This is a genomic window from Thioalkalivibrio sp. ALE25, assembly GCF_000377285.1.
Lineage (GTDB): Bacteria > Pseudomonadota > Gammaproteobacteria > Ectothiorhodospirales > Ectothiorhodospiraceae > Thioalkalivibrio.
Genome location: NZ_KB897938.1, coordinates 25,938 through 50,679 on the forward strand (window position 1 = coordinate 25,938; position 24,742 = coordinate 50,679).

General features: G+C 67.0%; 24 protein-coding genes and 1 tRNA gene. 19 read left to right on the top strand and 6 right to left on the bottom strand.

Annotated features, from left to right (window positions below; all coding sequences use genetic code 11):
* Window positions 1-4: 4 nt before the first annotated feature.
* From nuoN to C996_RS0112715, 11 genes are all read left to right on the top strand, one after another.
* Window positions 5-1,453, top strand: a complete 1,449-nt coding sequence (gene nuoN / locus C996_RS0112665) for an NADH-quinone oxidoreductase subunit NuoN (RefSeq protein WP_018867799.1) — start codon at window positions 5-7, stop codon at window positions 1,451-1,453.
* Between the two features lie 3 nt (window positions 1,454-1,456).
* Window positions 1,457-1,801: a DUF2818 family protein gene (locus C996_RS0112670; RefSeq protein WP_018867800.1), complete on the top strand. Its 345-nt coding sequence runs from the start codon at window positions 1,457-1,459 to the stop codon at window positions 1,799-1,801.
* A gap of 345 nt (window positions 1,802-2,146) precedes the next feature.
* Window positions 2,147-2,223 (top strand) — tRNA-Met (locus C996_RS0112675).
* A gap of 213 nt (window positions 2,224-2,436) precedes the next feature.
* On the top strand, window positions 2,437-2,892 hold the full coding sequence (gene rimP / locus C996_RS0112680; RefSeq protein ID WP_018867801.1) for a ribosome maturation factor RimP: 456 nt from the start codon (window positions 2,437-2,439) through the stop codon (window positions 2,890-2,892).
* Between the two features lie 74 nt (window positions 2,893-2,966).
* The gene (gene nusA, locus C996_RS0112685; protein WP_018867802.1) at window positions 2,967-4,463 is read left to right on the top strand and encodes a transcription termination factor NusA; all 1,497 of its coding nucleotides are present in this window, start codon (window positions 2,967-2,969) and stop codon (window positions 4,461-4,463) included.
* A gap of 63 nt (window positions 4,464-4,526) precedes the next feature.
* Entirely contained in the window at window positions 4,527-7,262 is a 2,736-nt protein-coding gene (gene infB, locus C996_RS0112690; RefSeq protein WP_019592989.1) for a translation initiation factor IF-2, read from the top strand.
* Complete coding sequence (gene rbfA, locus C996_RS0112695; protein WP_018867804.1) at window positions 7,262-7,729, top strand: 30S ribosome-binding factor RbfA; 468 nt, start codon at window positions 7,262-7,264, stop codon at window positions 7,727-7,729. Before infB ends, rbfA begins: the two co-directional genes overlap by 1 nt.
* A 31-nt stretch (window positions 7,730-7,760) precedes the next feature.
* A complete protein-coding gene (truB, locus tag C996_RS0112700; protein WP_018867805.1) occupies window positions 7,761-8,720 on the top strand; it encodes a tRNA pseudouridine(55) synthase TruB in 960 nt (319 codons plus the stop codon).
* Window positions 8,721-8,844: 124 nt separating this feature from the next.
* The gene (gene rpsO, locus C996_RS0112705; RefSeq protein ID WP_018867806.1) at window positions 8,845-9,114 is read left to right on the top strand and encodes a 30S ribosomal protein S15; all 270 of its coding nucleotides are present in this window, start codon (window positions 8,845-8,847) and stop codon (window positions 9,112-9,114) included.
* A 121-nt stretch (window positions 9,115-9,235) separates the two neighbouring features.
* Complete coding sequence (pnp, locus tag C996_RS0112710) at window positions 9,236-11,323, top strand: polyribonucleotide nucleotidyltransferase (protein ID WP_018867807.1); 2,088 nt, start codon at window positions 9,236-9,238, stop codon at window positions 11,321-11,323.
* Window positions 11,324-11,390: 67 nt separating this feature from the next.
* Window positions 11,391-12,008 carry a class I SAM-dependent methyltransferase gene (locus C996_RS0112715; protein ID WP_018867808.1) on the top strand — a complete coding sequence of 206 codons (618 nt, stop codon included), beginning with the start codon at window positions 11,391-11,393 and terminating at the stop codon, window positions 12,006-12,008.
* A 125-nt stretch (window positions 12,009-12,133) separates the two neighbouring features.
* On the opposite strand, the gene C996_RS0112720 is transcribed toward C996_RS0112715, so the two are convergent.
* Window positions 12,134-12,412, bottom strand: coding sequence for a hypothetical protein (locus C996_RS0112720; RefSeq protein ID WP_018867809.1), 279 nt, complete (start codon window positions 12,410-12,412; stop codon window positions 12,134-12,136).
* A gap of 130 nt (window positions 12,413-12,542) precedes the next feature.
* Between C996_RS0112720 and C996_RS0112725 the strand changes: the two genes are divergently transcribed.
* Window positions 12,543-13,991 (top strand): circularly permuted type 2 ATP-grasp protein, encoded by a 1,449-nt coding sequence (locus C996_RS0112725; protein ID WP_018867810.1) that lies wholly within the window; start codon window positions 12,543-12,545, stop codon window positions 13,989-13,991.
* A 1-nt stretch (window position 13,992) separates the two neighbouring features.
* Window positions 13,993-14,952 (top strand): alpha-E domain-containing protein, encoded by a 960-nt coding sequence (locus tag C996_RS0112730; protein WP_028485126.1) that lies wholly within the window; start codon window positions 13,993-13,995, stop codon window positions 14,950-14,952.
* A gap of 39 nt (window positions 14,953-14,991) precedes the next feature.
* Here C996_RS0112730 and C996_RS0112735 read toward each other — a convergent pair whose 3' ends face one another.
* Window positions 14,992-15,816: a proteasome-type protease gene (locus C996_RS0112735; protein WP_018867812.1), complete on the bottom strand. Its 825-nt coding sequence runs from the start codon at window positions 15,814-15,816 to the stop codon at window positions 14,992-14,994.
* A gap of 164 nt (window positions 15,817-15,980) precedes the next feature.
* On the opposite strand from C996_RS0112735, the gene C996_RS0112740 reads away from it, so the two are divergent.
* Window positions 15,981-16,577 carry a histidine phosphatase family protein gene (locus tag C996_RS0112740; protein ID WP_018867813.1) on the top strand — a complete coding sequence of 199 codons (597 nt, stop codon included), beginning with the start codon at window positions 15,981-15,983 and terminating at the stop codon, window positions 16,575-16,577.
* Between the two features lie 113 nt (window positions 16,578-16,690).
* The gene (locus C996_RS0112745) at window positions 16,691-17,275 is read left to right on the top strand and encodes a histidine phosphatase family protein (protein ID WP_018867814.1); all 585 of its coding nucleotides are present in this window, start codon (window positions 16,691-16,693) and stop codon (window positions 17,273-17,275) included.
* Window positions 17,276-17,375: 100 nt separating this feature from the next.
* Here the strand turns inward: C996_RS0112745 and C996_RS0112750 are convergent, their stop codons facing one another.
* Window positions 17,376-17,825: a host attachment protein gene (locus C996_RS0112750; protein ID WP_018867815.1), complete on the bottom strand. Its 450-nt coding sequence runs from the start codon at window positions 17,823-17,825 to the stop codon at window positions 17,376-17,378.
* 225 nt (window positions 17,826-18,050) lie between these two features.
* Here C996_RS0112750 and C996_RS0112755 point away from each other — a divergent pair, with 225 nt between their 5' ends.
* Window positions 18,051-19,088 carry a DUF21 domain-containing protein gene (locus C996_RS0112755; RefSeq protein WP_018867816.1) on the top strand — a complete coding sequence of 346 codons (1,038 nt, stop codon included), beginning with the start codon at window positions 18,051-18,053 and terminating at the stop codon, window positions 19,086-19,088.
* 25 nt (window positions 19,089-19,113) lie between these two features.
* Window positions 19,114-19,695 carry a GNAT family N-acetyltransferase gene (locus tag C996_RS0112760; protein WP_018867817.1) on the top strand — a complete coding sequence of 194 codons (582 nt, stop codon included), beginning with the start codon at window positions 19,114-19,116 and terminating at the stop codon, window positions 19,693-19,695.
* Between the two features lie 15 nt (window positions 19,696-19,710).
* Here C996_RS0112760 and C996_RS0112765 read toward each other — a convergent pair whose 3' ends face one another.
* From C996_RS0112765 to C996_RS0112775, 3 genes are read right to left on the bottom strand one after another with little or no spacing between them, the layout of a single operon-like run.
* Window positions 19,711-20,097 (bottom strand): YajD family HNH nuclease, encoded by a 387-nt coding sequence (locus tag C996_RS0112765; RefSeq protein WP_018867818.1) that lies wholly within the window; start codon window positions 20,095-20,097, stop codon window positions 19,711-19,713.
* 58 nt (window positions 20,098-20,155) lie between these two features.
* On the bottom strand, window positions 20,156-21,193 hold the full coding sequence (locus tag C996_RS0112770; RefSeq protein WP_018867819.1) for an alpha/beta fold hydrolase: 1,038 nt from the start codon (window positions 21,191-21,193) through the stop codon (window positions 20,156-20,158).
* A complete protein-coding gene (locus tag C996_RS0112775; RefSeq protein WP_018867820.1) occupies window positions 21,183-23,207 on the bottom strand; it encodes a site-specific recombinase in 2,025 nt (674 codons plus the stop codon). The genes C996_RS0112770 and C996_RS0112775 overlap by 11 nt, the downstream gene beginning before the upstream one ends.
* A gap of 264 nt (window positions 23,208-23,471) precedes the next feature.
* Here C996_RS0112775 and C996_RS0112780 point away from each other — a divergent pair, with 264 nt between their 5' ends.
* Together C996_RS0112780 and C996_RS0112785 are read left to right on the top strand one after the other, a co-directional pair.
* Window positions 23,472-24,086, top strand: a complete 615-nt coding sequence (locus C996_RS0112780) for a BMC domain-containing protein (RefSeq protein WP_018867821.1) — start codon at window positions 23,472-23,474, stop codon at window positions 24,084-24,086.
* A 1-nt stretch (window position 24,087) separates the two neighbouring features.
* Window positions 24,088-24,660, top strand: coding sequence for an NUDIX hydrolase (locus C996_RS0112785; RefSeq protein ID WP_018867822.1), 573 nt, complete (start codon window positions 24,088-24,090; stop codon window positions 24,658-24,660).
* The last annotated feature ends 82 nt before the right edge of the window (window positions 24,661-24,742 follow it).

Here is a 24,742-nt window from a genome sequence, read left to right on the forward strand (position 1 = left end):
TGACATGAATTTCGAGATCCCCAATTTCCTCCCCGCCGTGCCCGAGATGTTCGTGCTCGGGATGGCGTGCCTGATCCTGGTGATCGACGCGTTCCTGCCGGATTCGCGGCGCGATGTCACCTACGGCCTGGTGCAGGCGACGCTGGTCGCGGCGGCCGGCCTGACGCTGTGGCTGATGGGGCCGGAAACGGTCCTGACCTTCTCGGATACCTTCGTGAAGGACCCGATGGCCGACATCCTGAAGATCGCGGTGTACGTGACCAGCTTCCTGGTGTTCCTGTATGCCCGTCCGTACCTGATGGAGCGCGGTATCCACAAGGGCGAGTTCTACGTGCTGGGCCTGTTTGCGGTGCTCGGCATGATGATCATGATCTCCGGGCACAACCTGCTGACCCTGTACCTGGGTCTGGAACTGCTGTCGCTGTCGTCCTACGCGCTGGTCGCCTTCTGGCGCGACAACAGCCGGGCGACCGAGGCTGCGATGAAGTACTTCGTGCTGGGCGCGCTGGCCTCCGGCCTGCTGCTGTACGGCATGTCGATGATCTATGGCATGACCGGCTCGCTGGACATCGCCGTGATCGCCGCCGAGCTGGTGGCCGCGGACGACAGCCTGAACATCCCGCTGGTGTTCGGCCTGGTGTTCCTGGTGGTGGCCGTCGCCTTCAAGCTGGGGGCGGTGCCGTTCCATATGTGGGTGCCGGATGTCTACGACGGCGCCCCGACGGCGGTGACGCTGTTCATTGCCACCGCGCCGAAGATCGCCGCGTTCGCCTTCCTGATGCGCCTGCTGGTGGAGGGCATGGGCCCGATGCACGCGGACTGGCAGGGGATGCTGATCATCCTGGCCGTGCTGTCGCTGGCGGTGGGCAACGTGATCGCGATCGCGCAGACCAGCATCAAGCGCATGCTCGCCTACTCGACCATTGCCCATATCGGTTTCCTGTTCATGGGCATCCTGGCGGGGACCGACAGCGGCTACGCCTCGGCGATGTTCTACGTGATGGTCTACGCGATCACCGCGGCCGGTGGCTTCGGCATGATCGTGTTCCTGTCGCGCAAGGGGTATGAAGCCGACCAGATCGACGACTTCAAGGGCCTGGCCAAGCGTAACCCGTGGTTCGCCTTCATCATGCTGCTGCTGCTGTTCTCGATGGCCGGCGTGCCGCCGACCGTCGGGTTCTACGCCAAGCTGGCGGTGATCCAGGCGGCCGTGGGCGCGGACCTGGTGTGGCTGGCGATCGTCGCGGTGATCTTCTCCATCATTGGCGCCTTCTACTACCTCCGCGTGGTCAAGATGATGTTCTTCGATGACCCGCAGGAGGGCGCCGAGGAGCCGGTGCAGCCGTCCGGCGCGCTGGCCACCGCGCTCAGCATCAACGGGCTGGCGGTACTGCTGCTGGGAATTTTCCCGGGGCTTCTGCTGTCTCTCACCCACTACGCAATCATTGGGTAAGTCGTGACACAGTGGATTCCGTTCGAGGCCCTCGTCTGGGGGTTTGTGGTAGTCGCGTTCATCAGCGCGAACCTGCCGTGGCTGAGTGAACGCATCGCGTTGATGGTGCTGCCGAAAAATGGGACCAAGGGGCCCTGGACCCGGATCTTCGAGTGGTTCGGGCTCTATATCCTCGCCGGGCTGATCGGCAAGGGGCTGGAGTTCCAGGCAACCGGCGGCATCCATTCGCAGGGTTGGGAGTTCTATGTCATCACCCTGTCGCTGTTCGCGATGTTCGCGCTGCCGGGGTACATCTGGCGCTACGACCTGCGCCCGCATCTGCGTACCGGCGAGCGCCGCACCCGGTAAATAATCGCCGCCAGCCCTTGGGAAACACTGATTAATGTACACGTTCGCGTTGGCACCCCAGGTTTTCCGAGACAAGACGCGGTGCGCAGCGGGTAGTGGTTCTACCCGCAAGCGGCGCAACGCGGGATCGGGGAACCTGGGGTGCCAACCCCCGCAAGCCATTGAAAGCAGGGGCTCGGCCGCTTTTGCGCGGGAACGGCGTTGCGGCTCCCTTGTGCAGAATGACTGCACGGCAGTCACCGCGCCTTGTTCGCACGCAAAAGCGACTCGAGCGCGAACGTGTACATTAATCAGTGTTTCCCTTGCGGGCCAGGGCGGCGCTTTGGTATAGTTCTGCGTCTCGGATGCGGGGTGGAGCAGTCTGGCAGCTCGTCGGGCTCATAACCCGAAGGTCGCAGGTTCAAATCCTGCCCCCGCTACCAATTGTCAGAGAGGCCCCGTATGGGGCCTTTTTGTTAAGGATCGATGGTCCGGCCGCAACTGCTCGCGGCCGGGTTGGGTCCTTAAGGCCGCGCTCCCGCGCGCCTCGCAGCGGACGTTTCGCTGCAGCCATCGTTAGAGGTGTACGAGGGGCGTTCGGCGCCCTTTTTTTGTTTCCGGGTCCCGCCATCGGGACGGAGTCGATCGAGACGCCCTTGTCGCAGAAGGCTGAACAACTGAACACGCTGCTCACCCCGGTGGTCGAGGGGGAGGGAATGCAGCTTTGGGGGCTGGAGTATCACGCCGGTTCCAAGCCGCCCGTCGTGCGGATCTTTATCGACGGCGAGAACGGCGTCACCGTGGATGACTGCGCGCGGGTCAGCGAGCAGGTGGGCGCGGTACTGGAAGTCGAGCAGGTCCTGAAGGGCAACTACACCCTGGAAGTTTCCAGCCCGGGCGTTGAACGCCCCCTGTTCACCCCCGAGCAGTTCCGGCGCTACATCGGACACCCGGTGAAGGTGCGCCTGTCATGGCCGGAGCACGATCGCCGCAATTTCCGTGGCGTGCTGCTGTCGGTGGACGAACCCATGATCGAGGTGGAAGTGGACGGCATGGCCTACGAGCTGCCGCTGGCCGCGATCCACAACGCGCGCGTCCTGGAGCAGCTGTAACGCGGCTGCTGCGTGGGACGCTGCTACGCTTTTGTTGAATCGGCAGGTGACTGCCGAGTGCGGAGAGGCAAGACATGAACAAGGAGATCCTGCTGGTCGCCGATGCCGTGGCGAACGAGAAGGGAGTGGAGAAGGACATCATCTTCGACGCCCTGGAATCGGCCCTGGCGATGGCGACCCGCAAGTACCACGGCGGCAAGATGGACGTGCGTGTAAGCATCGACCGCGAGGAGGGCGACTACGAGGCCTTTCGCCGCTGGACCGTGGTGGACGACGAGGACCCGGAGTTCGAGTCCCCGGAGTACCAGATCCTGCTGTCCTATGCCCAGCAGAAGAACCCCGATGCGCAGGTTGGCGACGTGATCGAGGAGCCGGTCGAGGCCGTCGACTTCGGGCGTATCGCCGCCCAGACCGCCAAGCAGGTCATCGTGCAGAAGGTGCGCGAGGCCGAACGCGCCAAGGTGGTCGAGGAGTACCAGGATCGCGTAGGCACGCTGGTCATGGGTATCGTCAAGCGCACCGATCGCAACGGGACCTACGTGGATCTTGGCAGCAACGCCGAGGCGCTGATCCCGCGCGAGCACATGATCCCGCGCGAGACGGTGCGCACCAATGACCGGCTGCGCGGCTTCCTCAAGGAGATCCGTCCCGAGGCGCGCGGCCCGCAGCTGATCCTCAGCCGTACCGCGCCGGAGTTCCTGATCGAGCTGTTCAAGCTCGAGGTGCCGGAGGTCGGGCAGAACATCATCGACATCATGGGCGCGGCGCGCGATCCGGGTATGCGCGCGAAGATCGCGGTGCGCTCGAACGATCCGCGCCTGGATCCGGTCGGGGCCTGTGTCGGCATGCGCGGCTCGCGTGTGCAGTCGGTCTCCAATGAACTGGCGGGCGAGCGCATCGACATCATCGTCTGGGACGAGAACCCGGCCCAGTTCGTGATCAATGCGATGTCGCCGGCCGAGGTCCTGTCGATCGTGGTCGACGAGGACAAGCAGTCGATGGACATCGCGGTCGAGGAGGACAAGCTGTCGCTCGCGATCGGTCGCGGCGGACAGAACATCCGCCTGGCCTCCCAGCTTACCGGCTGGGAGCTGAACGTGATGACCGAGGAACAGGCGGCCGAGAAGAGCGAGGCCGAGGCACAACAGCTGGTCACCTTCTTCATGGAGGCCCTGGATGTCGACGAGGAAGTCGCCGGCATTCTGGTCCAGGAAGGCTTTACCACCCTGGACGAGGTGGCCTACGTAGACGAGGCCGAGCTGCTCGCGATCGAGGAATTCGACGAGGACATGGTCGAGGAGCTGCGCAACCGCGCGAGCGATGCGCTTCTGACCAAGGCCATTGCGGCCGAGGAAGGCCGTGAGGGCTATCAGCCCGCCGAGGATCTCCTGAACATGGAGGGCATGACCGCGGCGCTGGCGAACAAGCTGGCGTCACATGGCGTGTGCACCATGGAGGACCTGGCGGAGCAGGCATCCGACGATGTGGTCGAGATGACCGGTCTGGATACGGAAGAGGCGTCGGCGCTGATCATGACCGCGCGCGCCCCGTGGTTCGAGACCGGGGATTAAGCCCCGGTCGCCGTTATCGCGAACCCGTATCCGGGCTGTCGGCAGGCCTGAAAAGAATCTGGAATGGAGGTAGGCGCCATGGCGCAAATGACAGTGCAGCAATTCGCGGAATCGGTGGGGACACCGGTTGACCGCCTCATGGTTCAGCTCAAGGAGGCGGGCGTCGAGGTCGATGGTCCCGAGGCGGCGATCACCGATGCCGAAAAGCGCAAGCTGCTCGATCACCTCCGCCAGTCGCACGGCGAAGGCGGCGAGTCGGGGCGCGTGACCCTGAAACGCCGCACCCAGGCGCAGACCCTCAAGGTCAGCTCCGGTCAGGGCCGCTCCAAGACGGTCAACGTCGAGGTGCGCAAGAAGCGCACGCTGAAGCGCAAGCCCGCCGAGGCGCAGCCCGAGGCGCCGGTAGAAGAGGCCCCGGCGGTCGAGGAACAGGCCCCGGCGCCGGAGGCCCCCGAAGAGACCCGCGCCGCGGCCCCGGTGGAGGAGCCGGTCGCCGAGTCGCCGGTCGAGGAGACCCCGGCGGCCGAGGAGCTCCCGGTCGAGGAGCCCGATGCGCCCGCCGAGCCGGAGCCCGAACCCGTAGAGGAGGCGCCCGCCGAGGAGGCCGCGCCGGAACCGGAGCCGGAGCCGGCCAAGCCGAAACGTCCGCTGAGCCGCACCGAGCAGCTGGCCCTGCAGGTCGAGGCCGAGCGCGAGGCCCAGCGCAAGGCGTCCGAGGCGCGCAAGCAAGAGGCGGCTGAACGCGAGGAACGCCAGAAGCGCCGGCAGAAGGAACTGGAGGCCCAGGAGGCCAAGCGCGAGAAGGAAGAACAGGCCCGTCTGGAACGCGAGGCGGCGGCCAGGGCGGCCGCGCCCGCGGCGCCGGAAGGCGATGCGAAGTCCAGCAAGGGTGCCCGCAAGGGTGGGCGCAAGGACGATCGCAAGGAGTTGCATGTGGCCGGCGATCGTCGCGGGCGCCGCAAGAAGGGCGAGAGCCGCAAGGCCCAGTCCGCGGCCGCCCAGGCGGTGACCAGCAAGCATGGCTTTGCCAAGCCGACCGCGCCGGTGGTGCGGGATGTCGAGGTGCCGGAGACCATTACCGTGGCGGACCTGGCGCAGGCGATGGCGATCAAGGCGCCGCAGCTGATCAAGGCGCTGATGGGCATGGGTGTGATGGCCACCATCAACCAGTCCATTGACCAGGACACCGCGATGCTGGTGGTCGAGGAGATGGGGCACAACCCCATCGCGGCCAAGGAGACCTCGGTCGAGGACGAGATCGATACCGGTCTGGAGCAGACCGCCGAGGCCAAGCCGCGCCCGCCGGTGGTCACCGTGATGGGTCACGTGGACCACGGCAAGACCTCGCTGCTGGACTACATCCGCAAGGAGAAGGTCGCCTCCGGCGAAGCCGGTGGTATTACCCAGCACATCGGCGCCTACCATGTGAAGAACAACCACGACGGCGTGACCTTCCTGGATACGCCCGGCCATGCCGCGTTTACCGCGATGCGGGCCCGGGGCGCGCAGTCCACGGATATCGTGATCCTGGTGGTGGCGGCGGATGACGGCGTGATGCCGCAGACCATAGAGGCTATCCAGCATGCGAAGGCGGCGGGTGTGCCCGTTGTGGTCGCGGTCAACAAGGTCGACAAGCCGGAGGCCGAACCGGAGCGGGTCATGAACGAGCTGGCCCAGCACGAGGTGATCCCGGAGGCCTGGGGCGGCGATACGCAGTTCATTCAAGTCTCTGCCCATACCGGACAGGGGATCGACGAACTGCTGGAGGCCCTGGGCCTGCAGGCCGAGGTGATGGAACTGAAGGCCCCGGACGAGGGCCCGGCGCGTGGCGTGGTCATCGAATCGCGCCTGGAGAAGGGCCGCGGCCCGGTGGCCACCATCCTGGTCCAGTCCGGCAAGCTCAAGCACGGCGACATCCTGCTCTCGGGCAAGGAGTACGGCCGTGTGCGGGCGATGTTCGACGATACCGGCACGGCGGTGAAGGAAGTCGGTCCGTCCATGCCCGTGGAGGTCCTCGGCCTGTCCGGTGTGCCGGAGGCGGGTGACGAGGTCCTGGTGGTCGCGGACGACAAGACTGCCCGTGAGGTGGCTGAACATCGCGACACCAAGCAGCGCGAGCGCAAGCTGGCCGCGCAGCAGGCGGCCAAGCTGGAGAACATCTTCAACCAGATGCAGGAAGGCGAGATCGCCACCGTGAACATCCTGATCAAGGCGGATGTGCAGGGCTCGGCCGAGGCGCTGCGCGAATCGCTGGTCAAGCTGTCCACCGACGAGGTGCGCGTGAAGGTGGTCTCCGCCGGGGTTGGCGGGATCTCCGAGTCCGACCTGAACCTGGCGATGGCCTCCGAGGCGATCGTGATTGCGTTCAACGTGCGTGCCGATGCGGGCGCCAAGCGCCTGGCCGCGGAGAACGACATCGACGTGCGCTACTACTCGGTGATCTACGAGGCGATCGACGACGTGAAGCAGGCGCTGTCCGGCCTGCTGTCGGCCGAGATCCGCGAAGAGGTGATCGGTCTGGCCGAGGTCCGCGATGTGTTCAAGGCCTCCGGCTTCGGCCAGGTCGCTGGCTGTCTCGTGGTCGAGGGCTCGGTCAAGCGTGGCAACCCGATCCGCGTGCTGCGCGATAACGTGGTGGTCTACGAGGGCGAGCTGGAAAGCCTGCGTCGCTTCAAGGACGACGTGAACGAGGTCAAGGCCGGCACCGAGTGCGGGATCGCGGTGAAGAACTACAACGACGTGAAGGCGGGCGACCAGATCGAGGTCTTCCAGCGCGTCGAGGTGGCACGGACCCTCTGATGCCCGGAAACCGCGACTTTCATCGCTCGGACCGGGTCGGCGAGCAGATTCAGCGCGAGCTGGCCGAGCTCATCCGCATGGAGGTCAAGGATCCGCGCGTTGGCATGATCACCCTGGCGGGGGTCGAGGTATCCCGCGACCTGGCTCATGCCCGGGTGTATTTCACCCAGCTGGGCGGAGCCGAGAAGGGCGCGGAGGCGCAGCAGGGGCTGAACAATGCCGCCGGGTTCCTGCGCCGGGCTCTGGGGCAGCGCATGCGCCTGCGCTCGGTGCCGCAACTGCGCTTCACCTACGACGACACCCCGGAGCGCGGGGCGCACCTGTCGTCGCTGATCGACCAGGCACTGGCCGAGGATCGTGCGCACCACGCGGACGATCCCGATGCCGGGGACGGTAGCGGCGAGTCCTCACAGGGGGATGCCGAGGACGCCCGTGACCCGGGCGAAGGGCCGGAACGCGGGGCCTGAGCCCCGGCGTTTCCGGTCGGGCGATCCATCCATGGCGGGCAAGCGGCGCGAGGTCGACGGCATCCTGTTGCTGGACAAGCCTCGGGGGCGCAGTTCCAACCAGGCGCTGGGTCGCGTCAAGTATCTGCTGCAGGCGAAGAAGGCCGGTCACACCGGGGCACTGGACCCGCGGGCGACCGGCCTTCTGCCGTTGTGCTTCGGTCAGGCGACCAAGGTCTCCGGCTGGCTGCTGGATGCGGACAAGCGCTACATCGCCGAGGCACAGCTGGGAGTGGAGACCGACAGCGCCGACCTCGATGGCGAGGTGATCCGCGAGTCCCGGGTGCCGGCGATTGATTCGACCACCCTGCGCGAGCTGGAGCAGCGTTTCAGCGGCGATCAGGCCCAGGTCCCGCCGATGGTCTCGGCGCTCAAGCACCAGGGCCAGCGGCTGTACGAGCTGGCGCGGCGCGGGGTGGAGGTCGAGCGGCCGCCGCGCCCGGTCCGTATACATTCCCTGCGTATCGAGCAGACCGCCCCGGACCGGCTGCGCCTGGAGGTGCACTGCTCCAAGGGCACGTACATCCGGTCGCTGGTCGCCGATATCGGGCATGCGCTGGGGTGCGGTGCGGCGGTGGATACCCTGCACCGGGTCGGGCATGGCCATTTCGATGCCGAGTCCATGGTGTCGCTGGAGACGGTCGAGGCCGCGTTCGAGGCCGGCGGGGCCGCGGCCATCGAAGCCCTGCTGCAACCCGCCGAGGCGGCGCTCGCGCACTGGCCGGCGGTCACCCTGGATGCGGCCGCCAGTGCCGCCATGCGCCATGGCAATCCCGCGGCGGCGACGGCGGTGATCGCCGAGGCCCCGGGCGCGTCCGATGCCCCGCGCGAATCCGAAACCGGCTGGGCCCTGGTCCGGGTGTTCGATGCCGCAGGGGCCTTCCTGGCGGTGGGGGTGCGCGACGACGCGGGGCAGGTGCGGGCGCGGCGGCTGTTCGTTCCCGCGGCCTGACGGCGGCCCGGCAAGCGGGTGGTTGTATTCTGTTCATGCCGGCGTGGGCCGTGGTACCATTGCGCGCCTATCGCCAGCGCCACTGGTCGATTAACGGTCAAGTAATCTCAGGAGTCAGGTTTTCATGTCGCTCACTACCGAAGAAAAATCGGCCATCGTCGAGAAGCACAAGCGCGATGCCAACGACACCGGTTCGCCGGAGGTCCAGGTCGCGCTGCTGACGGCCCGCATCCAGCATCTGATGGGGCACTTCGACAAGCACAAGCAGGATCATCACTCGCGCCGCGGCCTGCTGAAGATGGTCAGCCAGCGTCGCAAGCTGCTGACCTACCTCAAGCGCCACGACCAGGACCGCTATCAGGCCCTGGTTCAGGAGCTTGGGCTGCGCCGCTAAGGCCGGCACGACAGGCCCGCGCCACTGGTGCGGGCCTGTTCGCTTTCGGGGCCGCGCAATGGCCCGCGAAGGCCAGAATTCAGGCATCAACGTTGGATGAACACGGGAAACGGGAAATAACGTGGCATACAAGAAGTCGTTCCAGTACGGAAACCATACGGTCACCTTCGAAACCGGTGACATCGCTCGCCAGGCCAGTGGCGCCGTCCTCGTCAACATGGCCGAGACCGTGGTCCTGGTCACCGTGGTCGCCCGCAAGGAGGCCGATGCGGGACGCGACTTCTTTCCCCTGACCGTGAACTACCAGGAACGCACCTACGCCGCGGGCAAGATCCCCGGCGGGTTCTTCAAGCGCGAAGGGCGTCCGAGCGAGAAGGAGACCCTGACCTCGCGCCTGATCGATCGCCCGATCCGCCCGCTGTTCCCGGAAGGCTTCAAGAACGAGACCCAGGTGGTCGCGACGGTGATGTCGATCAACCCCGAGGTGGATCCCGACATCCCCGCGATGCTCGGCACGTCCGCGGCGCTGGCGCTGTCCGGGGTCCCGTTCGCGGGTCCGATCGGGGCCGCGCGGGTTGGCTACCGCGCCGGCGAGTACCTGCTGAACCCGACCTACAGCGCGCTGGAGGAGTCCGACCTCGATCTGGTCGTGGCCGGCACCGAGAATGCCGTGCTGATGGTCGAATCCGAGGCCAACCAACTCTCCGAAGAGGCGATGCTGGGGGCAGTCATGTTCGGCCACGAGCAGATGCAGGCCGCGATCCAGGCGATCCGCGAGCTGGCGGCCGAGGCCGGCAAGCCGGCCTGGGAGTGGGAGGCCCCGGCCACCAGCGATTCGCTGGAGGATCAGGTGAAGGCCGTAGTGGGCGATGCCCTGGTCGAGGCCTACCAGATTGCCGAGAAACAGGCGCGTACCCAGCGCATCGGCGAGCTGCGTACCCAGGCCGTCGAGGCCCTGGCGAGCGACGCCGAGGCCGGCCCGTCGGCGGATGCCATCAAGACCGCCTTCCACGATCTCGAGTACCGTCTGGTGCGCGATCGCATCCTCGACGGCAATCCGCGCATCGACGGCCGCGACAACAAGACGGTCCGCCCGATCCGCATCGACACCGGCGTGCTGCCACGTGCCCACGGCTCCGCGGTGTTCACGCGCGGCGAGACCCAGGCCATGGTAGTCGCGACGCTGGGGACCGACCGTGACGCCCAGGTGATCGACGCGATCGAGGGCGAGCGCCGCGACCGCTTCATGCTGCACTACAACTTCCCGCCCTACTGCACCGGCGAGACCGGATTCGTGGGCTCGCCCAAGCGCCGCGAGATCGGGCACGGGCGTCTGGCCAAGCGCGGCGTCGCAGCGGCCATGCCGAACGACGAGGACTTCCCGTACGTGGTCCGCGTGGTCTCCGAGATCACCGAATCCAACGGCTCCAGCTCCATGGCCTCGGTGTGCGGTACGTCGCTCGCGTTGATGGATGCCGGGGTGCCGCTGAAGGCGCCGGTCGCGGGGATCGCGATGGGCCTCATCAAGGAAGGGGACCGCTTTGCGGTGCTGTCCGACATCCTCGGAGACGAGGACCACCTGGGCGACATGGACTTCAAGGTCGCCGGGACGTCGGACGGCGTCACCGCCCTGCAGATGGATATCAAGATCGACGGCATTACCCGCGAGATCATGGAGCAGGCGCTGGCGCAGGCGCGCGAGGGCCGCATGCACATCCTCGGCTGCATGAACGAGGTGCTGCCGCGTCATCGCGACGAGATGTCCTCCCACGCGCCGCGCTTCATCACCATGAAGATCAACCCGGACAAGATCCGCGATGTGATCGGCAAGGGCGGGGCCACCATCCGGGCCCTGACCGAGGAGACCGGCGCGAGCATCGACATCCAGGACGACGGGACGGTCAAGGTTGCCTCCACCGACCAGGCGGCGGGTCTCGAGGCCAAGCGCCGCATCGAGGAGCTGACCGCGGATATCGAGGTGGGCCGGCAGTACACCGGCAAGGTCGCCAAGATCATGGATTTCGGTGCGTTCGTCTCCATCCTGCCGGGGCGCGACGGCCTGGTGCACATCTCGCAGATCTCCGACGAGCGAGTCGAGAACGTGGGCGATTTCCTCGCCGAGGGGGATTCCGTGACGGTTCGCGTACTCGAGGTGGACAAGCAGGGGCGCATTCGTCTGAGCATGAAGGCAGTCGAACCCGAGTCCTGATCGGGCTCGTTTCGTTCACGGGCACCGGGTTGCGGTGCCCGGCCATTCAGATTCGGGACGCTTCGGCATGGATCTCGTCAGCATTCGCAAGAGCTACCGGCGCTACGCCCGTCATTACGACGCGACGTTCGGGCGGGTGTTCGCGACCGGGCGCGCAAGTGCGCAGGAAACCCTGGCGCCGCTCTCCGGCAAGCGCATCCTCGAGGTCGGGGTGGGTACGGGCATCTCGCTGCCGGACTACCCGGACGACTGCGAGGTCGTCGGGATCGATGTCTCCCGGGAGATGCTGGAGGTCGCACGGGGCCGCCTGAACGGGGGGCTCCCGGCCGTATCCGGGCTTTGCGAAATGGACGCGGAGCAACTCGGCTTTGCCGACAACAGCTTCGATGCGGTGGTGGCGATGTACGTGGCCACGGTGGTGCCGAACCCCGACGCCCTGTTCGCCGAGATGTGGCGGGTCTGTCGCCCCGGCGGTCGCCTGCTGGTGGTGAATCACTTCGCCTCGCAGCAATGGCTGTTGCGCGGCTTCGAGCGCTGCCTGCGCCCGCTGTCCAAGGCCGTCGGATTTCGCCCCGATATGGAGTTCGAGGACTTTGTCCGCGTCACCGGGCAGGAACCCTGCATGGTCGCCCCGGCCAGCCTGTTCGGCTACTGGAAACAGGTCGAATTTCGCAAGCCTGCCTGAGCGGCGCCGCTCGCCGGGCTCCGCTACAAGCACTGCCTTGGAATGCCCCGCAGGGGCCGCCCCGGGAGATCGCCACGTCGCTACGCTCCTCGCGATGACGGGGTGCGTGATGATTCCGGGGTGTGTCAGAGGCGTGTGAAGAGCGGCAGCTCGTGGCGGCGCGCATTGGCCGCGATGAACCGGCCTCTCCCGTCCTGTTCGCGGTCCAGGCGCGCCTGCTCGGTGGAAGCCTCGCCGACGATCGTGGCCAGGAAGACCTCCAGTTCGCCCCCGTCCACCCGCAGGCGCCCAAACGGTGACCCGTCCGCGGCGGCGTGCCAGAACAGCCGCGGCTGCCAGTTGCAGCCCTGGATCTTCGGGTGCTGGAAGAGCGCGATCAGGCGGTGTTCGAGTGCGTCGGGCATGGGAACCTCGGTCGGGCTGTAGCGGACGAAAGCCTCAGAGAGACGTCTGAGTGGCCCTGGCCGTCGCGCCAGTGGTCGGAAAAGGCGTTACTGTAGAGGAACCCGCCCACCGCGTCAGAGGATCCGACGAATGGCCATCGACTGGAAGCGCTATGACCCCGCCCCATTCTATGACGAACTGATCAATAAGCCCGGCAAGCCGCGCGGGCCGGGCAAGGCGCTGGCGGAATACCTGGCCTCGCTGGACGAGGGCGAGATCCACAGCCGCAAGCAGGCCGCGGACAGCGCGATCCTCGAGATGGGGATCAGCTTTACCGTGTATACCGAGGGCGAGAATATCGACCGCGCCTGGCCGTTCGACATCATCCCCCGGGTGATCGCGCGCAAGGAGTGGGACCAGGTGTCCGCCGGCCTGGAGCAGCGCCTGAACGCGCTGAATCTCTTTATCGATGACATCTACAACGAGCAGCGCATTTTTCAGGACAAGGTGATCCCGCGCTACGTTCTGAACCAGTCGAAGAATTTCCGCGAGCAGTGCATCGGCATCAAGCCGCCGCAGGGCGTCTGGGCGCATATCTGCGGTACCGACCTGGTGCGCGACGGATCGGGGCAGTTCTACGTGCTGGAGGACAACCTGCGCGTACCCTCCGGGGTCTCCTACATGCTGGAGAACCGTCAGGTCACCAAGCGCGTGTTCCCGGAGATGTTCGAGAGCTCCAGCATCCTGCCGGTGGATGAATACCCGACTCAGCTGTTCGATATGCTGGCGTCGATCTCGCCGCGCCCGCAGGACTATCCCGAGATCGCGGTGCTGACGCCCGGCATCTACAATTCCGCGTACTTCGAGCACTCCTTCCTGGCCCAGCGCATGGGCGCCGAGCTCGTGGAGGGCGCGGACCTGGTCGTCGGGGACGACGACTGCGTCTACATGCGCACCATCGACGGTCTTGAGCGCGTGGACGTGATCTACCGCCGCATCGACGACGAATTCCTCGACCCGGAGGTGTTCAACCCCGATTCGATGCTGGGCGTGCCCGGACTGATGCGCGCCTGGCGCAAGGGTAACGTGGGCCTGGCCAACGCCCCCGGTGCCGGCGTGGCCGACGACAAGGTGATGTATGCCTATGTGCCGGACATCATCCGCTACTACCTGGACCAGGAACCGATCATCCCCAACGTGCCGACCTATCTCTGCGTCAACGAGAAGGATCGCACCTATGTGCTGGATCACCTCGACGAACTGGTGGTGAAGCCGGCCAACGAGTCCGGCGGCTACGGCATGCTGGTGGGCCCGCACGCGACCAAGAAGCAGCGGGCCGAGTTTGCCCAGCTGATCAAGAAGGACCCGCGCAACTATATCGCCCAGCCGACGCTGGATCTTTCCGTCGCCCCGACCCTGTGCGGCGACGAGATCGAGCCGCGCCATCTGGACCTGCGCCCGTTCATCCTCCAGGGGGTGCGCACCGACGTGACCGCCGGCGGGCTGACGCGCGTGGCCATGCGCAAGGGCTCGCTGGTGGTGAACTCCTCGCAGGGCGGGGGCAGCAAGGACACCTGGATCGTGGACGAGGAGAACTGAGATGCTCTCGAGAGTCGCCGAACGCGTTTACTGGATGGCACGCTATGTCGAGCGCGCCGAGAATACGGCACGCATGGTCACGGCCTTCAATCTGCTGGCGCTGGACATGCCGAAATCGGTGCAGGTGTCGTGGAAGGGCCTGGTCGAGGTCACCGGCAACGAGGACCTGTTCGATAACCACTATCAGCGGGACGATGAACGCAATTGCGTGAAATTCCTGCTGGCGGATGCCGACAACCCGAGTTCGGTGCTCAACTCCCTGCGGGCGGCGCGCGAGAATGTGCGTACCACCCGCGACCTGGTTCCCTCCGAGGCCTGGGAGGTGATGAACGAGCTGTACCTGTTCGCCCGTGACCATATCGATCAGGGCATCGGCAAGCGCGGCCGGTTCGAGTTTCTCTCCGAGGTGGTTCAGCGCTGCCAGACCCTGACAGGGCTGCTGGCCGGCACCATGAGTCATGATGCGGCCTATGACTTCATCCGCCTGGGGCGCAATCTGGAGCGCGCCGACATGTCCACCCGGCATGTCGACGTGGGCGCCCTCAAACTCCTGAAAAAGGACGGCGAGGATCCCGAGCCCTACGAGGGGCTGCTATGGACCAGCATCCTGCGTTCGGGGAGTGGCTTTCAGATGTACCGCCAGCATGTGAAGCGGCGGATCAACGGTGTGGACGTGGTGCGGTTCCTGCTGCAGGACACCGCCTTCCCGCGTTCGGTGACCCACGCCCTGACTCAGGTGCAGGATGCGCTGGAGAAGCTGCCGCGCAACGAACTGCCGCTGCGCCTGGTGATCCAGGCGCGCCGCCACGCCTCCAGTGCGCATGTGGAAGAGCTGATCGCGGAAGACGGCCTGCATGCCTTCATGGATGTGCTGCAGCGGGATATCGGGGACATCCACGGTGCGAACGTGGAGACCTGGTTCCGGATCGCGCCGGCGCAAACCCAGACGCAGGCGGCATAGGGAGGTAGTCGATGGATCGCGGGTGAAGCTGCGATCCGTTCAGCGGCGGGACTTTTTCGCTTTGCTCGAAGCGGGCGTTGCGGCCTTGCCGGAGCCGCGGCTGACGCGGGTCCCGCGCTGCTTGCGCGCGTGGGCGGACTCCCAGTCGAAGCGCGGCAGGTCGGTGAAGGCCTTCTTGATGTTGGTGTCCCAGGCCTGGGTGAGCGAGCGCAGGTAGGCGTCGTCGGTCTCCAGGCACAGGTAATGGTCGAAGGTCAGGGTGCCGCGCTCGTAGACCATCACCTCGATCGGGGGCCCCACAGTCAGGTTCGAACGAATGGTCGAGTCGATGGAGACCAGCGCGCAGCGCGCGGCATCCCCCAGCGGGGTGGCCGGTTCGATGATGCGGTCCAGGATCGGCTTGCCGTACTTGCTCTCGCCGATCTGCAAAAAGCGCGTCTGCTGCGAGGTGGTGATGTAATTGCCCTGCGGGTAGACCATGAAGATCGCCGGGGCATCGTCGCCGATCTGGCCGCCGATGATCAGGGTGGCCTCGGCCTTGATACCGGAGCGGGACAGGGCCTCGGAATGCTTCTCCGCCTCTTCGCGGTTGAGCCGGCCGAGGTATTCGGCGGCATCCGACATGCGCTCCACCGTCGCCAGGCTTTCCTCGGCGCCTTCCTCCATGTCGCGCTTGAGCTGCTGCACCACCGACTGCGTGGTGGCCAGGTTGCCGGCCGCGAGGACCACGAATACCCGCTGCCCCTCGATCTCGAAGGTGTGCATCTTGCTGTAGGTGCTCACCTGGTCCACGCCCGCATTGGTGCGGGAGTCGGAGGCGAAGACGAGGCCGTCGTCCAGGTCGATGGCGACACAGTAGGTCATGGGGGCGCGGGTTTCCGGGCAAGGCAGTGACGGCATACTAGGGCTGGGGTCGGGGGGCGTCAACGCAGTGTCGCGTTGAGTGCCGTCGGCGGATGCACCGAACCGGTGCCCCCGCCGCGTGGTCTGCAGGCCTACTGAATGCGTGTTCTTGCGAGGAGATGCCGATGTTTCGTTCCGGCCTGTGGCTGTTGCTGACCATGCTGTTCCTGCCCACGTTGGCGAGTGCCGATGCGCTCGAGCCCGATGCCCTGATCGAGCGCATGCAGGCGGGCGGGCTGGTGATCTACTGGCGCCACGCCGCGACCGATCACAGCCGCCGCGATCAGGACCTGACCGACATGAGCCGCTGCGAACTGCAGCGCAATCTGGACGACCGCGGACGCGAGCAGGCGCGCCGGGTCGGCGCCGGCTTCGAACGTCACGCGATCCCGGTCGAGCGCATTTTGAGCTCGGCGTTCTGCCGCAATATCGACAGCGCCCGGATCGCCTTCGGCGAGGGCTCCTGGGAGGTTCGGGACGACCTGTTCAACGTGCCGCCGGTGCGCGACCGTCAGCGACAGCAGGCGCTGGTGACGGCCCTGCGGGACTATCTCGTGACGCCGCCGGAGGATGGCGACAGCAACGTGGTGATCGTGGGGCACAACATCAACCTCCAGCGCGCGGCGCGGGTGCGCATCGACGAAGGCGAGATCGCGGTGTTCGAGCCGGGCGGGGATGCGCCCCGCGTGCTCGGCATACTGACCCCGGAGGATTTCGACTAAGCGACCCCGGCCCGCCCTGGCGGGCCGGGGTCGCGTGGCCGGGCAGAATGACGCCGGAGCGTCTACGCAAAGGGGAGGGCGGAAAGATCGGGGGTGATGTGGTGAGGAACGGGATGGTGGGTGGAGTACTGGCCCTGATGCTGGCGATGGTGGCCCCGGCCGGCGCCGAGCCGCTGGCACCGAAGGCCCTGATCGAGCGCCTGCAGGCGGGCGGGCTGGTGATCTACTGGCGGCATGCGGCCACGGATCGGTCGCACGACGACTATGACCTCTCCGACATGACGGACTGCGAAGGGCAGCGCAACCTGAGCACCCGCGGGCGGGAACAGGCGCGGCAGGTGGGCAAGGGCTTCGAGCGGCACGCCATACCGGTCGAGCAGGTGCTGACCAGCGAGTTCTGCCGTAACTGGGAGACCGCGCACTACGGGTTCGGCGAGTACGAGATCCGGACCGAACTCTACAATCTGCCGATTATTCAGGATGCTGCGCGCCGCGAGGAGCTGATCGAAGGGCTGCGGCGGCACCTGAACACGCCGCCCGAAGCCCCGGGGAAGAACATTTTGATCGTGGGCCATGACCTGAACCTGCGCCACGCCGCGGAGGTGGAGATCGACGAGGCCGAGATGGCCGTGTTCGAGCCGCATACTGACGGGCCGCGTCTGCTCGGAACGCTGCAGCCCGATGACCTGATGCACTGAGCCAGGAAAACTCGGATCCATGCACACAATCGCGCGCCCGTCGCTTGGGTGTGGCGCGCGTGGTGAAGGCCGGCCCCGGGTCGGGGCCGGGGCGGGTCGGTCAGTAGAGGAAATCCGGCAGGTGCTTGCGCAGGCTGGCGGCGTCGGTGGACTTGGTCACGTTCTTGGCCACCTCGGCGGTAACGCTCTGGGCGACGGTCGGGTCCAGTACCTCGCGCAGGGCGCCCAAGAAAGTCGGCGCGGCGACGATCACGAGTCGCTTGAAGGTGCCCTCGTGATAGGCGGCCTTGAGCCGCTCGGCGACTTGGCGGGCAAAACGGTTGCGTTCGTTGGCGGCGGGATCGGTACTCTCCTGCATGGCGTGCCGCGCATCCCCGCTGGCACTGCTCCAGCTGCGCCCGGGGCGATCCGAGACGAGATCCTGGTTGTGGGCGCGGGACTCGCTGTGCGAGAGCGTCTCGCTCTCGTGCATCCCCTGACAGGCGCGGCCCTCGCAGGCAAAGATGCGGGCGCGCGCGGCATCGGCGACAACGATCCAGACAGTGTCCATGCAGATCCTCCTGTGGCGTAGACGGTGGCCCCGGGTACCCGTTGGACGGGGCGACGGGACCGCTGCGGGGCCGGCCCGGCAGGCACCGGCCCCGTCTTCGAGTGTAGATGCTCTGCAGCGGCTTGGGGTGGTATCGCAAAGCGCAGGGCCTGTTCCGTGCGGGCGCGCACGGCGTACGGCGCGGTACCCTGATGCCATGTATGCGCGAGCCAAGGTAAAGACCCCATGAGCCTCCTGACCTGGCTGGGTATCCTCGTCTGCCTCTCTCAATCGGCTATCCTGTCCGGGCTCAATCTCGGGCTGTTCTCGCGCAGCAAGCTGGAACTGGAGGTCCAGGCGCAGAAGGGGGATCCGCGCGCGGAACGCCTGCTGGCCCTGCGCGGCGATGCGAACTTTGCACTGGTGACCATCCTCTGGGGCAATGTCGCCGTCAACGTGCTCCTGGCGCTGCTGTCGGGCTCGGTGATGGGGGGCGTGGCGGCGTTCCTGTTCTCCACGGTCGTGATCACGATCTTTGCCGAGATCCTGCCGCAGTCCTATTTCTCCCGGCACGCGCTGAAGGTGGCCGGGGCGCTCTATCCGCTGCTGCGGTTCTACCAGTTCCTGATGTATCCGGTGGCGCGCCCCACGGCCTGGGTGCTGGATCGCTGGCTCGGCGGCGAGGAGATCCGGTTCTTTCCGGAGCGCGATCTGCACTATCTGATCGATCTGCATATGCAGGCGCACGGCAGCGAGATCACGCGGGTCGAGGGCCGCGGTGCCCGCAATTTCCTGGAGCTGGACGACATCCTGGTGCAGCACGAGGGGCAGGCGCTGGATCCGGACAGCGTGGTCGCCATGGAATTCGCGGACGGGCGCCCGGTCTTCCCCGCGATCGCGCCGCGGACCGATGATCCGTTCCTGGTTCGGCTCAATCGGCCGGGGCGGGGCTGGATAGTGATTACCGACCCCGAAGGCGAGCCGCGCACGGTGATCCGGGTCCCGGAGTTTACCCGCGAGGCCCTGTTTGCACCGGAACGCTTTGATCCCCACCATCACTGCCATCATCCTCTGGTGGTGCGTGATGGGGGCCGACGTCTGGGCGGGCTGGTGCCGCATTTCAAGGTGCGCCCGGCCAGCAGTGGCGACACCGTGGTCGGCGACGATGTCATCCTGCTGTGGACCGATGATCAGCGCCGCATCCTGAGCGGGACCGATATCCTGGGCCGTTTGCTGCGCGGTGTGGGGCAGCCGGCCCCGGCCGACACCCCGGGAGCGGTCTGAGCGCGAGCGCAGGAGGCCGAAACGAATGGAATTCAGGACCGTGGGCGGGGCGGGTATAACGCCCTATCTGGACGCCGTGGCACGCCTGCGTATCGCGGTGTTCCGCGAGTGGCCGTACCTCTACGACGGCAGTGCGGAGTACGAGGCGCGGTACCTGCAGGACTACGCGGACTGCCCGGACAGCACGCTGGTGCTGGCGCTGGAAGATGGCCGTGTGGTGGGCGCCTCCACCGCGTTGCCTCTGGCCGCGGCCGAGGCGGAATTCCAGGCCCCGTTTCGCGAGCAGGGGCTGGACCCGGCGGCGTACTACTACCTCGCGGAGTCAGTGCTGGAGCCGGAGTTTCGTGGTCAGGGAGCCGGGCACCGGTTTTTCGCCGCGCGCGAGGCGGCGGCCCGCCGGTTGGGGTTTGCGCATGCCACCTTCTGTGCGGTGGTGCGCCCGCAGGATCACCCGCGGCGCCCGGCGGACTATCGGCCGCTGGACGGTTTCTGGAGGAGGCGCGGCTACACCCGGGCCGAGGGCCTGGTCTGCCAGTTTCCCTGGCCGGATATTGGCGAGACGCAGGAAACCCACAAGCCATTGCAGTTCTGGTGGCGCCGGCTGTGAAAGCGGTCGCGGGGGTTACGCCCCCGAGTCGTCGCCCTGCGGATCGTTGTCCCCCTTGAGCATGCCGGCCAGCCCGGCGAACGGGTTGTGCGTGGCCGTGGTGCCGCCCGTCTTGCCGCTTCCGGGGGTGGCATCGGTATAGCGCTGGTGCTCGTTGTCGTGGCAGTACAGGCACAGCAGTTCCCAGTTGCTGCCGTCCGGGGGGTTGTTGTCGTGGTTGTGGTCGCGGTGGTGCACCGTCAGCTCGCGCAGATTGGCGCGGGTGAACTCCCGCCCGCAGCGCCCGCAAACCCACGGATACATCTTCAGGGCCTGCTCGCGATAGCCGCGTTCGCGCTCCGCCTGGTCGCGCCGACTGCGGGCCACCAGGTCGTCAAGACGGTTGGAGGTCGAGTGGCTCATGGGGCGTTCTCCAGAGGTTGCTGCATCGAGCGTAGCTTTGATGCGCCGGCGGTGCCAGTCAGTCCAGGTCTCGAAGGTATTGCGTTAGCGCATCGAGGCTGCGTTCGTGGCCGGAGGGGAGGGGGGCTTGCGGGTCCTGCAGCCACGCGGCGATGTCGGCGAAGGTAGTTCCGGCGCGGGTGTAGCGGGTCAGCATGTGGTAGCCCTCGGGGTAGAGCACGGCGCGGTGGGCACCGGACTCCTGCGCGGAAAGCCCCTCCAGCAGGCGCGCCAGGGGGCGCGGTGGCACCAGATCGTCGCGCGCGCCGTACAGGGTCAGGCTGGGCGCGGGCAGGTCGGGACCGGTCTCCAGCGCGTGGGTCATCAGGGTGGTCAGGCCGTCGAGGGCATCGATGCGCGCGTCGCGCAGCACGAGCGGGTCGTCGCGCATCTGTTGCAGCACGGCGGGGTCGTCCGTCGGGTGGATATCCAGTTCCGCCGCCATCTCGCCGTCCAGGCGCCAGCCGGGGGCCAGGCGCGCTCCCAGCCACAGGCCGAAGCGCTGATACCAGGGCATGTCGCCCCGGCTCCAGACGGCCGGGGCGATCAGCACCGTGCCGGCCACGAGCGGTGTCCCCTCCCCGGCGTCGGGCGCCTCCGCCGCGGCCAGCAGGGCGACCGCGCCGCCCATGCTCTTGCCGACCAGGTAGGGCGTGCGATCGGGATAACGCGCCTGCAGCAGTCGCAGCGCGGTGCGGGCGTCCTCGGCCATGATCCGATGACCGGACCAGTAGCCGGCATTGCGCGTGCCGCCGAAGCCGCGCTGGTCGTAGGCGTAGACTGCGATGGCATGCTCGGCGAGGGCCTCGCCCAGGGCCTGCATGCTGCCGCCGTGGTCGTTGAATCCGTGCAGGGCCAGCACCACCTGATCCGGGGTCTCCGGACCCCAGCGATGCAGCGGCAGTCGATCACCGTCCGCGGTGTGGATGACCTCCGGGGCGAGGATCGGCACGCGGGACTCGCCGCCGGACGGGTTGGGCACCGCTCCGGCACAGCCGGCCAGCCACAGGATGGCCAGCGGCAGCAGCAGGAGACCCCGGGCGTGGCTACCGAGCATCGCCTTTGTCGTTGTCGTTGTCGTCGGCGGCGGCAACGGCACGCGGGGGGAACAGGAATTCCCGCGGGCGTTCGCGCAGATGATGGCCGTAGGCGCGGAAGACGCGGCCGAAGGCCCCCATACGCACGCCCCGGGCGCGCAGCGCGACGTACAGCGCGAGGCCGAAACTGACCCACAGGTTGACGGCCCCGATCAGCAGCACGAAGACCAGGAACAGCGTGAATATCCCCGGCCCGGGTGCCTCGCTGGCGGTGACATAGCCGAGATTGGCCGAGGCGAAGGCCACGTGCTGGATATCCAGCGGCAGGCTCAGCAGGTAGCCGACATATCCGGTGACCCCGAGCAGGACGCCGAACAGGAAGTTCCCGATCAGGGCCCCGTAGTTGTAGCCGATCCAGTCAGCCAGGCGGTGGCGGGCGCCGGTGGGCAGCAGGCGGCGCAGCCAAGGGTGTTCCCGCAGGCGGCCGGGCAGGTCGAGATAGGCGCAGCGGTTGTCGAAGAAGCCGGCGATCAGGCCGGAGACGAACAGCCAGACCCCGGCGATCGCGGCGAAGAACAGCGCCAGCCCCATGATCGGGCGCAGGCCGTCCATCAGGTAGTCGGCCTCCTGGCCGGACAGGATCGGGGCATCGAGCAGGCGGGCGGAAAACAGCCCGATCAGGATTGCGGTGGGCAGGGCGATGCCCACGTTGCCCAGTACCGCGGCAAACTGCGAGCGTCCTACCCGCATCAGGAGGTCCGCCATCTTGCGCGGGTCGGCCGTCCCGCGTTCGCTCTCCTCGATGGCGGCGGCCAGGCGCGCAGCGGTCATCGCCGGCTGCTTGGTGGCGACCGTGAAGTGCAGGATGTGGATGAGCACGAAACCGAGCCCGTAGTTCAGGCTGGTCCACAGTGTGTAGGCCGCCTGGGACAGATCCAGGGCCCCGATCTGGATCTTGATCAGCGCCATCACCGCGATAATCAGCCCGGCGCCGGCCCCGGAGCGCAGCATCTGGAAGTATTCGCCGCGCGACTGGGTAATGTAGTGCTCGCCGGTGTCGCTGACATGCTGGGTAATGCTGCGCGAGACCAGCTTGATGTTGTCCTGCCACAGCGCGCGCACCCCGTGCTGGCGGGCGCTGATGGTGATGAGTTCGCGGAACACGCCGACCGAGGCGGCGCGGGTATCGCGCTCCGCATCGGGTTCCAGCAGGTCGAGCAGCTTGTGGATGCGCCGGAGGGTCTGGTCCAGGCGTTCCAGCAGGTGGGTCAGGGACAGGCTGTTGCCGTGGGTGATGGCCAGCTGGCGCAGGCGCGCGATCTGCTCGCCGCACTGCTCCAGCAGCACGCGGGCGTGGCGGTCGTCCATGCGTTCGCGGTTGGGGTCCTCCAGCGCGGCACGATAGTCGCGCACGTAGGCGGAGATCTCGCGCTCCTGGGCCACAAACGCCGAGTTGCGCTCCGCGATCGACGGGTCCAGGCGCAGGAGTTCCGGTTCCAGTTCCTCGGCCGCCACCCAGATGGACAGCATCTCCAGGGCGTAGAGGATCTCCTCGCGGGCCCGGTGCAGGACCCCGGGATGCTCGCCGGACAGGCAGCCCAGTGCCTCCAGCAGGCGCCACCAGGCATCGTCCGGAAGGGCGGCGACCCATACGGCATCGTCGGTCTGGTGAAAGACGTGAAACAGCACATCTTTTAGATCCTGGCGATCCATCGGGCGCGGGTTGATGCGCTCGTAGATCAGCTCCGCCGCCTCGCGAAAGAATCCCTTGCGCGAGAACAGGCCGATCCCGGTGTACAGCGTCAGGTGCCGGGCGTCCTCCAGCCCGTCCTCCAGTCGCTGACGCAGCCGTTCCTGCAGGCCCGGGTGGTCCGCGAGCGCCAGGGTCAGTTGTTCGATCCGGCCGATAACCGGGGCCACATTGAGGGGATCTTCCGGGCGCAGCCAGTCGACGAGTTCGCGCAGGGTCTCGGCCAGGTCGAGGTCGGCATCTTCCACGCGGGCCAGGAGGTGTTCCGCGTCCTGCTTTGTCATGACAATCCCTGTGGCGGCTGGGCTGGCGTAGCATTATACGAGGCCATACGGGGGTTGTGTCGGCGCGTTGCAGGGGCTCCGATGCGGCCCGGAGATTGAGCTTGAGGCCCGCTGCGTTCACAATACGCCCCTCAATTCTCCCGTGTACTCACGCAGGCCGGCGGTAGCAGGCGGCTTGCGTAACCTGTGCGCGGACGCCCCGCGCGGGTTCGGGCCGCGACGCGCGGGACCCATGGGGCCCAGGCCCCGGCCCAGAGCGAATCGATGATCCAGCTGCGTACCTACGTCTACATGGATTCCCTCCAGCCGCAGCTGGCGGAATACATGGCTACGGTCTCCCAGGGCTTTCTGCCCGTACCGGGGGACTCCTGCCTGTGGGTGGAGGTTTCGCCGGGGATGGCGGTGCACCGTCTGACCGACGTGGCGCTGAAGGCGACCAACGTGCACCTCGCGCAGCAGGTCGTGGAGCGCGAGTTCGGTTCCATGGTGATCCACCACCGCGACCAGAGCGAGGTGCAGGAGGCCGGTCGCGTGCTGCTCTCGCGCCTGGGCGCCAGCCAGGAGGATCGTCAGCCCTGCCGCATCCCGTGGCAGGAGACCATCCGCGGGATGACCCCGGACCACACCGTGCTGATCAACCGCCAGAACCGCCGCGGGAACATGATCCTGCCGGACCAGAGTATGTTCATCCTCGAGGCGGAGCCGGCCGGCTACATCATCTACGCCGCGAACCAGGCGCTGAAGGCGGCCAATGTGTCGCTGATTGATGTGCGCGCGGTGGGTGCCTTCGGGCGCCTGACCCTCGCCGGCCGCGAAGGCGACGTGGACGAGGCGGCGCGCGCCGCGATCCACGCGCTGCACAACCCCGCCGGGACCTGAGATGCATCGCGCGCAGCTGCTGGACCTGCTGGCCCGTCACCAGACGACCTTCATCGAGGAGGCCGGCTTCGTCCGCCGCGCGCTGGATTTCGTCAACGACCACCCGGACTGCTTCAATTGCGACCTGACGCCGGCCCACGTGACCGGCTCGGCCTGGGTGGTCAGCCCGGATCGCGAGCAGGCCCTGTTGCTGCTGCACGGCAAGCACCATCGCTGGTTCCAGCCGGGCGGGCATGCCGACGGTCAGGCGGATATCCTGCAGGTGGCGCTGCGCGAGACACACGAGGAAACTGGCCTGCCCCCCGAGCATATCCGGCTCGTCGAGGAAGACATCTTCGACCTGGATATCCACACCATCCCCGCCAGCCCGCATTTCCCGATGCACGAGCACATCGACGTGCGCTTCCTGCTGGAGATCGATGACCGCCTGCCGGTGCCCGGCAGCCACGAGTCGCACGACATCCTGTGGGTCCCGCTGCAGCATGTCTCGCGCTACAACAACAGCCGTTCCCTGTGGCGGATGGTGGAGAAGACCCGCCGCCTGCGTACCTACCGGCACATTCACCCGCGCTGATCCCGTTTGCTGGATGGGCCGGCGATGTTTCCGCCCGCCCGACAGGGCGCTATAGTCGCCTTCCGTCTCCCTGATCCGTGCG

Excerpts from the sequence above, each read along its gene's own strand:
- nuoN (WP_018867799.1), top strand. The coding sequence starts at position 5 with ATGAATTTCGAGATCCCCAATTTCCTCCCCGCCGTGCCCGAGATGTTC.
- nusA (WP_018867802.1), top strand. The coding sequence starts at position 2,967 with ATGAACAAGGAGATCCTGCTGGTCGCCGATGCCGTGGCGAACGAGAAG.
- infB (WP_019592989.1), top strand. The coding sequence starts at position 4,527 with ATGGAGGTAGGCGCCATGGCGCAAATGACAGTGCAGCAATTCGCGGAA.
- rbfA (WP_018867804.1), top strand. The coding sequence starts at position 7,262 with ATGCCCGGAAACCGCGACTTTCATCGCTCGGACCGGGTCGGCGAGCAG.
- truB (WP_018867805.1), top strand. The coding sequence starts at position 7,761 with ATGGCGGGCAAGCGGCGCGAGGTCGACGGCATCCTGTTGCTGGACAAG.
- rpsO (WP_018867806.1), top strand. The coding sequence starts at position 8,845 with ATGTCGCTCACTACCGAAGAAAAATCGGCCATCGTCGAGAAGCACAAG.
- C996_RS0112715 (WP_018867808.1), top strand. The coding sequence starts at position 11,391 with ATGGATCTCGTCAGCATTCGCAAGAGCTACCGGCGCTACGCCCGTCAT.
- C996_RS0112720 (WP_018867809.1), bottom strand. The coding sequence starts at position 12,412 with ATGCCCGACGCACTCGAACACCGCCTGATCGCGCTCTTCCAGCACCCG.
- C996_RS0112725 (WP_018867810.1), top strand. The coding sequence starts at position 12,543 with ATGGCCATCGACTGGAAGCGCTATGACCCCGCCCCATTCTATGACGAA.
- C996_RS0112730 (WP_028485126.1), top strand. The coding sequence starts at position 13,993 with ATGCTCTCGAGAGTCGCCGAACGCGTTTACTGGATGGCACGCTATGTC.
- C996_RS0112735 (WP_018867812.1), bottom strand. The coding sequence starts at position 15,816 with ATGACCTACTGTGTCGCCATCGACCTGGACGACGGCCTCGTCTTCGCC.
- C996_RS0112740 (WP_018867813.1), top strand. The coding sequence starts at position 15,981 with ATGTTTCGTTCCGGCCTGTGGCTGTTGCTGACCATGCTGTTCCTGCCC.
- C996_RS0112745 (WP_018867814.1), top strand. The coding sequence starts at position 16,691 with ATGGTGGGTGGAGTACTGGCCCTGATGCTGGCGATGGTGGCCCCGGCC.
- C996_RS0112750 (WP_018867815.1), bottom strand. The coding sequence starts at position 17,825 with ATGGACACTGTCTGGATCGTTGTCGCCGATGCCGCGCGCGCCCGCATC.
- C996_RS0112755 (WP_018867816.1), top strand. The coding sequence starts at position 18,051 with ATGAGCCTCCTGACCTGGCTGGGTATCCTCGTCTGCCTCTCTCAATCG.
- C996_RS0112760 (WP_018867817.1), top strand. The coding sequence starts at position 19,114 with ATGGAATTCAGGACCGTGGGCGGGGCGGGTATAACGCCCTATCTGGAC.
- C996_RS0112765 (WP_018867818.1), bottom strand. The coding sequence starts at position 20,097 with ATGAGCCACTCGACCTCCAACCGTCTTGACGACCTGGTGGCCCGCAGT.
- C996_RS0112770 (WP_018867819.1), bottom strand. The coding sequence starts at position 21,193 with ATGCTCGGTAGCCACGCCCGGGGTCTCCTGCTGCTGCCGCTGGCCATC.
- C996_RS0112775 (WP_018867820.1), bottom strand. The coding sequence starts at position 23,207 with ATGACAAAGCAGGACGCGGAACACCTCCTGGCCCGCGTGGAAGATGCC.
- C996_RS0112780 (WP_018867821.1), top strand. The coding sequence starts at position 23,472 with ATGATCCAGCTGCGTACCTACGTCTACATGGATTCCCTCCAGCCGCAG.
- C996_RS0112785 (WP_018867822.1), top strand. The coding sequence starts at position 24,088 with ATGCATCGCGCGCAGCTGCTGGACCTGCTGGCCCGTCACCAGACGACC.